Consider the following 13,006-nt stretch of genomic DNA (forward strand, 5'->3'; position numbering starts at 1 on the left):
GGCCACGCCTGCCCGGACGGGGGCATGCGACTTCGCCAGGACGGCAAGGCGCGCGGCTTCATCAGGACGGCGAGGCGCGCGACTTCGCCAGGACGGCGAGGCGCGCGGCTTCGTCAGGACAAAGCGTGGCTCACCCGTTTGAATGAACACATGGCTGTTCGGCACCAGACGGCACGCCGCGGAGGCAAGGCCCAAGGAGCGACCAGGATCCGGGCCGGGACCGGAACCAGGGCCCGGGCCGCGACCGCCCTGGCCTCGCTCCTGGTCCTCGGCGGTGTCCCGTACGGCATCGGCACCGCCTCGGCCGCACCCCCGCCGCAGCCGCCGCCCCAGCTCACGCAGGAGGACGTCGACCGGGCCGTCGAGGCCGTCGACGGCATCGTCGAGCGCGGCATGGACCGCACCGGGGTGCCGGGGGTCGCGGTGGCCGTCGTCCACAAGGACCGGGTGGTCCATCTGGAGGGCTACGGCAAGCGGCACGTCGGCCAGGAGGCACCGGTCGATCCGGACACCGTGTTCCAGCTGGCGTCCCTGTCGAAGCCGCTGGCGTCGACCGTGGTCGCCGGGGCCGTCGGCGACAAGACCGTCGACTGGGACGACCCGGTGACCGAACACCTCCCCGGCTTCGCCCTCAAGGACCCGTGGGTGACCGACCACGTCACCGTGGCCGACCTCTTCTCCCACCGCAGCGGTCTGCCCGACCACGCCGGCGACCTCCTGGAGGACCTCGGCTACGACAGCGACTACATCGTCGACCGCCTCCGGCTGGAGCCCCTGACGCCGTTCCGCGCGAGCTACGCGTACACCAACTTCGGTCTGACGGCGGCGGGTGAGGCCGTCGCCGACGCCGCCGGCACCACCTGGGAGAAGCTCTCCGAGGACGTCCTCTACGAGCCGGCCGGCATGGACGCCACCAGCTCCCGCTTCAGCGACTACGAGGGCACGAACAACAAGGCGTTCGCCCACGTCGAGAAAGAGGGATCGGACGGCGGGGACCCCGCCGACTGGGAGGCGCGGTACGTCCGGGACGCCGATGCCCAGGCCCCGGCGGGCGGCGCCAGTTCCTCGGCCCGCGATCTCTCGCGCTGGCTGCGGCTCCAGCTCGCCGACGGCGAACTCGACGGCGACCGCGTGATCGCGGCCGACCCCCTCGAACGCACCCACCTCCCCGAGATCGTCTCGCAGCCGCCCCCCGCACCGGCGGGCCGCACCGGCTTCTACGGCCTCGGCTGGAACGTCTCCTACGACGACCTCGGCCGCCTCCGGCTGAGTCACACCGGCGCCTTCGCCCTCGGCGCCCACACCAACGTCACGATGCTCCCCGGCGAGCAGCTCGGCATCGTCGTCCTCACCAACGGCGCACCGGTCGGCCTCGCGGACGCCGTCGCCCTGGACTTCTTCGACACCGCCCAGCACGGCAAGCCGACCGAGGACTGGCTGGAACTGGCCGCCGGGATCTACGAGCACGAGGAGGACGAACTCCGCTCGCCCACGGACTACTCCGAGCCCCCGGACGACGCCTCCGACGCCCGCGCCGACTCCACCTACACCGGCACCTACGCCAACCCGTACTACGGCCCCCTCACGGTCACCGAGACGGGCGGCGACCTGACGCTGCGCCTCGGCCCGCGTCCCATGACGTTCCGTCTGACCCACTACGACGGCGACACCTTCTTCTACGAGACGGTGGGCGAGAACGCGACCGGCCCCTCCGGCGTGACCTTCAAGGGCGACGAGAACGGCCGGGCGACGTCGGTGACGATCGAGGCGCTCGACGCGAACGGCCTGGGAACGTTCAGACGTCCGTGAGCCGGTCCACCAGGCGTGCCAGCGCCTTCGCGAGCCTCTCCACCCCCGGGCCCGCCGCCCCGCCCGGCTCGGTCATGTAGACGTCCCGGCGGATCTCGATCATCAGCGCGGTCACCCTGGGGTCGTGCCCGTAGTACGTCAGGGGGACGTACGCGCCCCCGAACGGGCTGTCGACGCCCGTCCCACCGAACCCGGCGAACGCCTCCTCGGCGGCGGCGAGCAGTTCGGCCGGTGTGTGGAAGGGGTCGGTGCCCAGACAGACCGGCGGCCGGGGCCCGTCGCCGTGCAGCTCGTAGGGCAGAGGCTCGCTCGGGTAGGAGTGGACGTCGACGACCACCACCCGTCCCACGGCCGCCAGCCGGTCGGTGACGGCGTCGGTCATGGCGTCGGCGTACGGACGGAAGCAGCCGTCGACGAGCGACCGCGCGCTGCCGTCGAGGGGCAGCCCGTCGTGGCCGGCCGGACGCAGCACCTCCCCGTGCGTGGTCCTCGTGTAGACCACCCCCATGCCCACGGCCAGCATCTCCTCCCGCTCGTCCGGGAAGCGCTCGGGATCGACCACGAGCCGGGAGAGCCGGTTCACGAACCGCCACGGGCGCACGGCCGCCCGGCCGGCGGCCCGTTCGGCCATCTGGTCCGTGTACGCGTCGGTGATGTGGTCCAACTCCCGCTCCAGCGCGGCGTCGTCGAGCGCGATCCCGCTCCGCACGGCTGCCGGGATCACCCGCGAACTGTGCGGCACATGCAGCAGGACGGGCGACGCGGACGCGCCGGGAAGAAGCCGATGGGAGGGCGGTTCGGGCGACGGCGAAACGTCGTTCATCCGGAGGTTCCTCACCGGGGTCGTCGGAGGTCGGTCCCCGACCGTATCCCGGCGCGACGGGCGTGCTCCGGCCTCTTCGAGCATTGCCGTCGGCCTCCTCGGGCGCCGACCGTCGGCCTTCTCGAGATTGTCTCGGTCGCGCCTTGTCGCAACCACCCACCCCTGCCATGGTCGTGAGGATTTGGGCTCCCCCCGGACACGGTCGTGTGACCCGCGCGACACAGGCCTCCCCTAATTTCTGTCGCCCGACAGGAATTCGCGCCGCTCGTGCGCGAATGCTCGCGCCGCTTGTGCGAAAGCAGGTTGCCGCCATGACGAGCACTGCCCCCGACCTCCGTCCGGAGCCGCCCCACTCCCCCGACGACCGCTCGCTGACCGAGTTCGGCTACCCCCAGGAGCTGCACCGCAGCCTGAGCAGATACGCCTCGTTCGCCGCCGGTTTCTCCTTCATCTCGGTCCTCACGACCGTCTTCCAGTTCTTCGCCTTCGGCTACGCGTTCGGCGGCCCGGTCTTCTTCTGGACCTGGCCCGCCGTATTCGTCGGTCAATTGCTGGTGGCCGCCTGCTTCGCCGAACTCGCGGCGCGCTACCCGATATCGGGCTCGATCTACCAGTGGTCCACCCGCCTGTCGAACCGGACCTTCGGCTGGTTCGCCGGCTGGATCATGGTGATCGGGCAGATCGTGGTGGTCGCGGCGGCCGCGCTCGCGCTCCAGATGGTGCTGCCGGCGATCTGGTCGGGCTTCCAGCTCGTGGGCGGCGACCCGACGCCCACCTCGCCGACGGGCGCGGCGAACGCGGCCGTCCTGGGCGTGCTCCTGCTGGTGCTCACGACGTTCGTGAACGTCCTGGACAACCGGGTACTGTCCGTGGTCAACCGGGTGGGCGTGACCGCCGAGATCATCGGCGCCGTCCTGATCGTCGTCCTGCTGTTCACCCACTCCGAACGCTCCCCCGGCATCACGTTCCACATGGCCGAGGGCAGTACCGATCTGCTGGGTGCCCTGCTGGTGGGCTCGTTCATGGCGGCGTACGTGATGATCGGCTTCGACAGCGCGGGCGAGATGAGCGAGGAGACCCGCCATCCGCGCCGGACCGCACCCCGCACGATCCTCACGGCCCTCGGCGCGGCCGGTCTGCTCGGCGGTCTGCTCGTCCTCGGCGGTCTGCTCGCCGCGCCGAGCCTGACCGACGGCAGGCTGGGCGTGGACGGCCTGAGTTATGTGCTGACCAGCAGCCTCGGTGACGGGGTGGGCCGCTTCCTGCTCGCCGACGTGGTGGTGGCGATCACCGTGGCCACGCTCGCGATCCAGACGTCGGCCTGCCGCATGCTCTTCTCGATGGCCCGCGACGGTCAACTCCCCTTCGCCGGGCGGCTCGCCAAGGTCAACCCGCGCACCGGCATGCCCACCGCCCCCGCCCTGGTCGTCGGCGTCCTCGCGGCCGCCCTGCTGCTCCTCAACTTCGCCTCGCCGGAGGCGTTCCTGGCCATCGGCACCACCTGCATCGTGATGCTGTACCTGGCGTACGCGATGGTCACCGGCCCGCTGCTGATACGGCGTCTGAAGGGCGGGTTCCCCTCGGCCGGCACCGACGAGACCGGCGAGCCCCTCTTCTCCCTGGGCCGCTGGGGCGTCCCCGTCAACGCCCTCGCCCTGCTCTACGGCCTCTTCATGACCGTCAACCTGGCCTGGCCCCGAGCAGCCGTCTACGACCCGGCCGGCGGCCACTGGTGGTTCCAGTGGTTCACCGTGCTGTTCCTCCTGGTCACCGTCACCGCGGGCCTCGCCCACCGCCTCACGCACCGCCACCGCACGCGCTCCCGGTGACGCGCGCCTCGCTCGGTACCACCACCACATCCCGCCTCGGCAGCTAGCCGCTTGCTCGGCCGGCACACAGGCCCGGCACGGACGGCGCGCCGGGCAGAACGGGCCGGAGGGCCGCTCCACGCGCCGGGGTCGCACGCCCTTTCCGGCCGCACCGCGGCCATCGCATGGTGCCAAGTGGTGGGTCGTCAGGGCGGGTTGCCGTCGCGACAGGGGGCCGGGGTGAGAGAGCGTCCAACGGTGGCTCGTACACCTTTCGCAGGGGAGTGGCCTGTTTTCACCTGTGTCGCCCTAAATTCAAGCCAAACGGTTGACAAATCCCCATAGGGTTTCCCCGCCCGTCCTGCCGGACGGTCCGCCGAGGTTGACGCAGGACAGCGTGGAGCGGATGGTGGTTTGGAAGGTCAATTACCCGGAGAGCGTCCAGAGGAAGGCGGGGGCGATTCACGGCCCGGTCGTCGGCGGCTCGGCCGCGGCGGTGGTGATCACGGATTTTCTGCACCGTCCGTACGTCACCTCGGCGGTCATGGCCGACGACACCGCCAGGCACGCAGGCAACGAGGCCCCGTTCGACCGGTTCCGCCCAGCAAGCCGCAAGCCCAGTACGTCCGCAGGTCGGCGGTGCCGCGGTGGCAGCGTAGGGAGCACAGCGCGTCATTCGTGACCTGGTGGCGGCCGCACGCCGTCGACACAGGGCAGAGGGCGGTGCAGAGGCACGTCGTCACAGACAGGAGGCAGCCGTGGCGGACACCTTCCAGATACCCTCGTTCTACATGCCGTTCCCGGCCAGGGTGAACCCTCATTTGGACGAGACCCGTCCACGCGTGCGCGCGTGGGCCCACTCCATGGGATTACTCGAACCGCAGCACACCGATTCGCACCACGGCGGGTGGAGTGCCGAGATCTTCGACCGGGCGGACTTCACGCGCTTCACCGCCCTGACCTATCCGCACGCGTCGGCCCGTGAGCTGGAACTGCTGTCCGGCTGGCACAGTGTGATCTGGTGCCTCGACGACATCTTCCTGCCGTGGTGCGAGGCGCTCGGAAAGCGGGAGCAGATACTCGACCGCATAGAGCGTCTGATGTCCTTCCTGCCGGTGACGGCGCACGCACCGGACTCGGGCCCGACTCCGAAGGAGCCGCTGGAACACGCGCTGGCGGACCTGTGGCGGCGCACCGCACCCGCGGCGTCCCTCGGGTGGCAGTTCCTGTACACCAGGTCCATACGCCAGTTCCTGGAAGCCTCGCTGTGGGAGACGGAGAACCTGACCCGCCATCGGTTCCCCGACCTCATCGAGCAGACGGAGATGCGCCGTGACTACGGTGCGGCCGGATGCAGCGCCCTGCTGATGGAGCACTCGCTCGGCTGGGAGATAACCGAGGACATCCGCGCGACCCGCCCCTTCACCGTACTGATCAACGCGTTCCGGGACACCGTCGACCTGCACAACGACATCGTGTCCTACCCCAAGGAGGTGCGCGAAGGTGTCGCCAGGAACAACATCGTGCGCGTCACCCAGGAACTGCACGGCCTCCCCCTCCGTGAAGCGGTCTCGCTCGTCAACCACATCCTGACGGGCCGTGTCAGGACCCTGGAGGAGACGGTCGCGTCGGACCTCCCGCAGGCCCTGCACGATCTGCGGACGAGCCAGCACACCCAGCGCGCGGTGCTCCGCCATGCCAGGGCCATCCAGGGCTGGGCCGCGGGCTCCTACCGCTGGCACGAGGCCACCGACCGCTACCGGTGCGCCGCCTGACGCGACCGGCCCCGAGCCCGCTCGGAAGGGGAACCGGACGGCGCCCGCGCCGCCGGTCCCCTCGTACGCTTGACCGTGATGAGACGCAGAAGTCCGGTCCCCCCTTCTCCCCTGCCGCAGCGCGACGGGGTCGACCCGGTACGGGTCCGGCTGCCGCAGGCGGCGGCATGGGCGACCGTGCGTGATCACCTGGTGCAGCGGCTGGCGCCCGGGCCGGGCGTGATCGACGGCATGCTGGACGCGGGGCTGGTCGTGGACGTCGACGGGCGGGCCGTGGGGCGTGACACGGCGTATGTGCCGGGCATGTACGTGTGGTTCCACCGGGACCTGCCGTACGAGGTTCCGGTGCCGTTCGCGCTGGACGTGGTGTACCGCGACGAGCATGTCGTCGTGGTCGACAAGCCGCACTTCCTGGCCACGACACCACGCGGCAGCCATGTCGCCGAGACCGCGCTGGCCCGGCTCCGCCGCGAGCTGGGGCTGCCCTCGCTGGGCGCCGCCCACCGCCTGGACCGGCTGACCGCCGGGCTGGTGCTGTTCACGGTGCGACCCGAGGAGCGGGGCGCCTACCAGTCGCTGTTCCGCGACCGGCTCGTCACCAAGGAGTACGAGGCCGTCGCCCCGTACGACCCGGCGCTCGCCCTTCCCCGCACCGTACGCAGTCGGATCGTGAAGGAACGCGGGGTGATGGCGGCCAGGGAGGTCGACGGCGAACCCAACGCGGTCAGTGGTGTGGAGCTGCTGGAGCGGCGGGACGACGGCCTGGCCCGCTACCGGCTGACACCTCGCACCGGGCAGACGCATCAACTGCGGGTGCACATGGCCGCCTTGGGCGTGCCGATCCTCGGTGACCCGCTCTACCCGGAGGTGCGGGACCCCGTGCCGGCCGACGACTTCGGACGTCCGCTGCAACTGCTGGCGCGGGCCCTGCGGTTCACCGATCCGGTCACGGGGCGCGAACACCGGTTCATGAGCGGGCGGGTGCTCCAGGCGTGGACGTCGTACGAGGAATGGGCGGGCACCCCGTACGACGCCCGGGCCTGAGGGTTCGGCTATCGGCCGCTCATCCACAGCAGCACACGGCGCAGGAGACCGGGCCGGGCGGGCGGTTCGGCCGTGGTCGGCGCCGACCGCGCGGTCCCGGACGGGGCGGCGCCGGACACCGGGCACGCCGTGGCGGCCTGCTGTCCCGCACGCTGTGCCGGTACGGGACGGCCCAGGGGCCGCGGCTCCAGGACTTCCTTCTCCTTCGGCTCGAAGCGCACCGGGAGCGCGACCAGGTGACGGGTCGAGATCGAGGCCCGCCAACGCAGCTCGTGCTCCTCGCAGTTGAGCTGGATGTCGGGCAGACGCGCCAGCAGGGCGTCGACGCCGACATCGGCGATCGCTCGGCCCGTGTCCTGGCCCGGGCACTCGTGCGGGCCGCCGCCGAAGGCGAGATGGGAGCGGTTGCCCTGCATGTTGGCGGTGAGGTCGGGCCGTACCCGCGGGTCGACGTTGCCCGGCGCGATGCCGAAGAGGAGACCGTCGCCCTTGCGGATCCGCCGGCCGCCCAGCTCCGTGTCCTGCTTGGCGAAGTAGGCGAGCTGCGTGCTGAACGGGGGCTCGTCCCACAGGGACTGCTCGACCGCCTCGGGCACCGTCATCTGGCCGCCCTTGAGCTGGGCGCGGAAGCCGGGGTTGGTGAGGACCACGCGCAGCACGTTGGCGAGGAGGTTGGTGGTGGCCTCGTACGCGGCGATGAGCACGACGCGCAGATGCTGGCTCACCTCCTCGTCGTTGAGCCCGGCCGGGTGGTTGATCAGGTGGCTGGTGAAGTCGTCCTGCGGGTTCGCCCTGCGGCGGGCGGTGAGTCCCATCAGGGCTTCCATGATGTAGGCGTTGCTGGCGATCGCCGTCTCGGTGCCCTTGAGCATGTCGCGGGCGGCGTGCACGATCCGGTCGTTGTACTCCTCGGGCATGCCCAGGATCTCGCACATCACCGCCATCGGCAGATGCTCGGCGAACTGGCTGACGAGGTCCGCCTCGCCCTCCTCGCAGAACTCGTTGACGAGCTGCTGGGTGTAGCGGTTGATGCTGCGGCGGATGCCGCGGAAGTTGATGGTCGACATGGCGCCGGTGACCGCGCCGCGCAGCCGCAGGTGCTCGTCGCCCTCGGCGTGGCAGCAGATGGGCTGCCACGCGATGTGCGGCATCAGCGGGTTGTCGGGCTTGAACGTGCCGTCCTGGAGCTTGTTCCACAGACGGGTGTCCCGGGAGTACTGCGACGGCGTACTCACCATGTGCAGGTTCTCGCCGTGTCCCAGCACCACCCAGATGGGTACGTCGTCGTGGAGCAGGGCGGGGGCCACCGAGCCGTGCTCCGCGCGGAGCTTTTCGTACACGGCTCCCAGGTCCTCTGCCTCGGGGCCGTACAGGCGGCGGAGCCCGTCGGCGCCCGCGCCGTGGGCGGGGCAACCCGGGGGCGGCCCGAGCGTGGGGTCGTCCGTGCCGGTCAGGGACTTCGATTCAGGCGTCACGGTGATCGCTTTCGAACTGAGGTGGATCCGGTGTCTGAGGTGATGGGGGAGCGCGGGGATGCGGAGCGGGCTCCGCGGCACGCGCGCGGGGGCGCGCGCGCCGGTCAGGCCGTGGCCGCCCCCGGTGCCGCCGCCCCCGACATGGCCAGGGAGTGCAGGAAGGTCATGAGGGTCATCAGGACGTCCCGGCTGGACGCCCGGCGGCGGACGTCGCAGCGGATGATCGGGATCTCCGCGGCCAGGTCGAGCGCCTGGCGCAGTTCGTCGACGGCGTAGCGGGGCGCGTCGGGGAAGTCGTTGACGGCCACGACGAAGGGCACACCGCGTTCCTCCAGGCGGCCCATGACGTCGAAGCTGACCTCCAGCCGGCGGGTGTCGACCAGGACCACCGCCCCGAGGGCGCCCTCGAACAGGCCGTTCCACAGGAACCAGAAGCGCTCCTGCCCGGGGGTGCCGAACAGATAGAGCACCAGCTCGTCGGTGATGCTGATGCGGCCGAAGTCCATGGCCACGGTGGTGGCCGTCTTGGACTTGGAGCCGAAGTTGTCGTCGACCCCGATGCCGGCCTGGGTCATGGTCTCCTCGGTCGTCAGCGGCCTGATCTCGCTGACGGACCCCACCATGGTCGTCTTGCCGACGCCGAAACCGCCCACGATCACGATCTTCGCCGCGGCCTGTGCGGTGTGCGGCAGGTGGTCCTCGGTCCGTGGACCCGTGATGGTGTCAGAGCTTTTGAAGTCCATGCATCACCGCTTCGAGGAGGGAACGGTCTGCCCGCGCCTGCTTGACGACCGGTGCGCGCGCCTGAACCAGTTCGGCCGTCAGCAGCTCGGTGAGCAGGACGGTCACCACGCTGATCGGCAGGTTGAGATAGGCCGAGATCTCGGCCACGGACAGGGGGGCCTGGCAGATCCGCAGCAACGCCGACTGCTCCGGAGCGGCGGACGGCGGCGGATCGGCACGCGCCACGATTAACGTGACGAGGTCGATCGGTGCTCGCTCGCCGTCCGCGCCGGTGAGGATGTAGAGCCGCTCGGGCGGCCGGCCGCCCGACCCGCCGCCGGCGTCCTCCCCCTCGGACGGCGAGGACGGCGACGGCGGCGAGGACGGCAGGGGTGGCGGGGGCGAGGGCTCGTGCTTGGGCTGGCGCCGTCGGCGTTGCGGAGGCGTCATACGGTCTGCCCGTTCCGCCGCGGCGGACTGGTGAGGTGGGAGCCGATCCGGTCGACGAGGTCGCGCATGCGGTTGCTCATCAGGCCGGGTTCGGCGACCTCGTTGGCGAGCACCGCGAGATAGGCGTTGGCTCCGGCGGCCATCATGTAGAAGTAGCCGCCGTTGATCTCGATGATGACCATCCGCATGTGGCCGTCGCTGTGCGGGATCTCACCGGCCACGGCGCCGGCCAGGCTCTGCAGTCCCGCGCAGGCGGCGGCGACCCGGTCGGCGGCGTCCGGGTCGCCGCCGTGGCGGGCGATCCGCAGGCCGTCGGCGGAGAGCACGACGATCTGCTGGATACCGGGTACGCCGTCGGCCAGATCCTTCAGCAGCCAGTCGAAATTGGCTCGTTGCTGGATCACTTGAGGTCCCCCTCGTCGTCGGCCTCGGTGCGGGCCGGCTCGGTGTTCGCGGTGAGAGCGGTGGACGCCGTCGGGTCGTCCGGGTTCCGTCGGGCGTTCGGGTCGGGATCGCCCTTGAGCCCGGCCATGAACGCCTCGACCCACATGCCGGGCGGCGGCAGCTCCTTCTCCGGTTCGGGCTCCGGCTGCCACACGGGGGCGGCGGCCATGGCGGCCTCGGCGGCGGCCTCCGCGGCGGCGGCCTCGGCGTAGCGCTGGCTCAGCGGGATCTTGCTGCGGCTGCGGCGCTGCGGCAGGCCGTTGGCGGTCCACTCGGTGACGACGGGAACGTCGTCCTCCATGTCCCGGCTCATCTCCTCCGCGGAGCTCGGGATCCGCGGGCCGGTGGTGGGGCGGCGGCGCTTGGGCTTGCGGTCGGGGCCCGCGACGCCGCCGTTGTCGATGGTCGTCACGGCGCCGGCGCCGATGCCGTGCGCGAGGCCGGGGGCGGGTTCGTCGGTCAGCAGGTCGCGGGGCACGACGATCACGGCGCGGACGCCGCCGTAGGCGGAGGGCCGCAGCGAGACGTGCATCTTGTACATGGTCGACAGACGGCCCACGACGGCGAGGCCGAGACGCGGGGTGTCGCCCATCTCCTGGATGTCCACGCCCTGCTGCGCCTTGGCGAGCATGTCCTCGACCTTGGCGCGGCTCTCCTCGCTGAGGCTGATGCCGCCGTCCTCGATCTCGATGGCGATGCCGGTCTGCACCTCCACGGCGGTGACGTGCACCTTGGTGTGGGGCGGCGAGTAGCGGGTGGCGTTGTCGAGGAGTTCGGCGCAGGCGTGGATGACCGGCTCGACGCCGACGCCGTTGACGTTGACCTTGGCGATCGATTCGAGCTCGATGCGGCGGTACTCCAGGATGCGGGACATGGCGCCGCGCAGCACGCTGTAGAGCGGGACGGGCCGGGACCACACACGGCCGGGGCGGCTGCCGCCGAGGACGGCGATGGAGTCGGCGAGGCGGCCGATCAGGGCGGTGCCGTGGTCGATGCGCAGCAGGTCGTCGAAGACCTCGGGGTTGCGCCCGTGGTCCTCCTCCATCTCGCGGAGTTCGTTGTTCTGCTGGTGCACGATCGCCTGGACGCGGCGGGCGATGTTGACGAACGACCGCTGCGAGGAGTCGCGCAGTGCTTCCTCGCGGTCGACGATGGTGAGCAGGGTGCGCAGCAAGTCGCGCTGGGATTCCGGAAGTTCGCGCCACTCGGCGTCACCGTCGACGACGTGACGAATCACCTCTGAGGGGGATTCTCCGGTGCGCAGCCGGTACAGGGCGGCGGGCAGGATCTCCTTGCCCAACCGGATGAATTCCTGGTCGTGGGCGGCGATCCGCTGCTCGAGGAAGGCGGTCCGCCGCTGCTGTTCGGCGCGCAGTTCGCGGACCGTACGGCGGCCGCCGCGCACGGCGACGACGGCGACCGTGAGCAGCAGGAGCGTCGCGACGGCTCCGCACAAGCCGACGGCGAGCCGGGCCGGTCCCGTCACCAGGGAGACGGTGGTCCCGGTCGCCGCGGCCATCAGTATCGCCGGTAGCGGCAGCACGCGCGCGTAGGGAAGTTCACGGCCACCGGGAGGCGATTGAACACTCACCATGTATGCCCTCTAAAGACGGTTCGGCTGATGGTCGGGGGACTGGCGGGGAGTTGCTGGAGGTTGCTCGGGTTCATCCATGCGTCAAACTGGTTCTTCGGTATTTTTTGGAACAAGCGCCCGAATACATCTCAACTCGGTGCGCTGCGGGCGAGCTTAGTCCGACCGGATCATCGCTGTGTCATATTCAGCAACCGACTGAAATCACCCTCGCGACAGGAGTACGCTCTGTCATTTACACGCCGGGTCGCCGTTCGTACACGCCGAGTAACGGCGAACGGGCGTACGGGAAAAGCCTCTTGACAGGGTGAATCGACCTCCGGGAAGGAGACCGAGGCGGTCCGTCAGACCCCGGCGATGCGCAGCGCCGCGTCCGCCGTCGCCTCCGCGAAGGCGGAGACGGGGCGGTCGGGCTCCGAGCGGTGGACGAGGATGACGCCCTCGATCAGCCCGAAGACGAGATCCGTCCGCAGCTCCAGCTCGCTCTTGGCGAGCGTCCCGCCCACGGCCGTCGCGGCGATCAACTGCCGGTAGGCGTCCTTGAGTTCGGCCCGTACGGCGTGGAAGCCGGCGAAGCGCTCGGCGCGGACCTCCGGCAGGAGGTAGAGGCCGCCGAGGTTGTGCGGGCCGCCGCAGAGCAGGGCCACGTCGGCGCGGCACAGCTCCCACAACCGCTCCTCGGCGGGGACGGCGTCCCGGGCCAGGAGGTCACGGGCACAGGTCAGCGACGGCGTGACGGTGGACTCCAGCAGCCCGGCGAGCAGCTCCTCCTTGCCGGACACGTAGTGGTACATGGACGCCTGCCGCATGCCGGCGCGCTCGGCGACCGCACGGGTGGTGGTGGCCGCGTACCCCCGCGTCGTGAACAACTCCGCGGCGGCGGCGAGCAGTTCGTCCCTGGGCGACAGCCCGCTCTCCGGCCGGCCCTCGGCACGCGGTCTGCCGACCCGCCGGCCACCGCCGCCACCCGCGCTTCCCATGTGTTCGATCCTCGCACACGGCACCCGGCCACCGGCGAGACCCGACGCCCTGTTCCCCCGCCCCCGGCCAGGCCCGACCATCGT

At 70.9% G+C, this 13,006-nt stretch carries 12 protein-coding genes; 5 read left to right on the plus strand and 7 right to left on the minus strand.

The annotated features are described in order from the left end of the window. Nucleotides 1–150 precede the first annotated feature (150 nt). Nucleotides 151–1,809: a serine hydrolase gene (locus HW837_RS29665; RefSeq protein ID WP_193380454.1), complete on the plus strand. Its 1,659-nt coding sequence runs from the start codon at nt 151–153 to the stop codon at nt 1,807–1,809. Here HW837_RS29665 and HW837_RS29670 read toward each other — a convergent pair. Then, nucleotides 1,796–2,632, minus strand: coding sequence for an N-formylglutamate amidohydrolase (locus tag HW837_RS29670; protein WP_045557128.1), 837 nt, complete (start codon nt 2,630–2,632; stop codon nt 1,796–1,798). The two genes, HW837_RS29665 and HW837_RS29670, sit on opposite strands and share 14 nt — an antisense overlap. Nucleotides 2,633–2,943: 311 nt before the next feature. Here HW837_RS29670 and HW837_RS29675 point away from each other — a divergent pair, with 311 nt between their 5' ends. The 4 genes from HW837_RS29675 (at nt 2,944) to HW837_RS29685 (ending at nt 7,259) form a co-directional block, all read left to right on the plus strand. Continuing rightward, a complete protein-coding gene (locus HW837_RS29675) occupies nt 2,944–4,461 on the plus strand; it encodes an amino acid permease (protein ID WP_093789390.1) in 1,518 nt (505 codons plus the stop codon). A 307-nt stretch (nt 4,462–4,768) separates the two neighbouring features. After that, the gene (locus HW837_RS50435) at nt 4,769–5,122 is read left to right on the plus strand and encodes a DUF6192 family protein (protein ID WP_371271412.1); all 354 of its coding nucleotides are present in this window, start codon (nt 4,769–4,771) and stop codon (nt 5,120–5,122) included. Nucleotides 5,123–5,198: 76 nt separating this feature from the next. After that, entirely contained in the window at nt 5,199–6,215 is a 1,017-nt protein-coding gene (locus tag HW837_RS29680; protein ID WP_045557126.1) for a terpene synthase family protein, read from the plus strand. A gap of 78 nt (nt 6,216–6,293) precedes the next feature. Next, complete coding sequence (locus HW837_RS29685) at nt 6,294–7,259, plus strand: RluA family pseudouridine synthase (protein WP_045557125.1); 966 nt, start codon at nt 6,294–6,296, stop codon at nt 7,257–7,259. An 8-nt stretch (nt 7,260–7,267) separates the two neighbouring features. Here the strand turns inward: HW837_RS29685 and HW837_RS29690 are convergent, their stop codons facing one another. From HW837_RS29690 to HW837_RS29715, 6 genes are all read right to left on the minus strand, one after another. Then, nucleotides 7,268–8,734, minus strand: coding sequence for a cytochrome P450 (locus HW837_RS29690; RefSeq protein WP_193380453.1), 1,467 nt, complete (start codon nt 8,732–8,734; stop codon nt 7,268–7,270). A gap of 104 nt (nt 8,735–8,838) precedes the next feature. Further along, nucleotides 8,839–9,477, minus strand: a complete 639-nt coding sequence (locus HW837_RS29695; protein ID WP_045557124.1) for a GTP-binding protein — start codon at nt 9,475–9,477, stop codon at nt 8,839–8,841. Next, on the minus strand, nt 9,458–9,907 hold the full coding sequence (locus HW837_RS29700) for a DUF742 domain-containing protein (protein WP_045557123.1): 450 nt from the start codon (nt 9,905–9,907) through the stop codon (nt 9,458–9,460). Before HW837_RS29700 ends, HW837_RS29695 begins: the two co-directional genes overlap by 20 nt. Continuing rightward, entirely contained in the window at nt 9,904–10,311 is a 408-nt protein-coding gene (locus tag HW837_RS29705) for a roadblock/LC7 domain-containing protein (RefSeq protein ID WP_045557122.1), read from the minus strand. Before HW837_RS29705 ends, HW837_RS29700 begins: the two co-directional genes overlap by 4 nt. Further along, on the minus strand, nt 10,308–11,945 hold the full coding sequence (locus HW837_RS29710) for a sensor histidine kinase (protein WP_045557121.1): 1,638 nt from the start codon (nt 11,943–11,945) through the stop codon (nt 10,308–10,310). Before HW837_RS29710 ends, HW837_RS29705 begins: the two co-directional genes overlap by 4 nt. Before the next feature lie 341 nt (nt 11,946–12,286). Further along, complete coding sequence (locus tag HW837_RS29715) at nt 12,287–12,922, minus strand: TetR/AcrR family transcriptional regulator (protein ID WP_193380452.1); 636 nt, start codon at nt 12,920–12,922, stop codon at nt 12,287–12,289. Between the last annotated feature and the right edge of the window lie 84 nt (nt 12,923–13,006).

Origin of the sequence: Streptomyces caniscabiei, assembly GCF_014930365.1 — a bacterium.
In the GTDB taxonomy this organism is placed as follows: Bacteria; Actinomycetota; Actinomycetes; order Streptomycetales; family Streptomycetaceae; genus Streptomyces; species Streptomyces caniscabiei.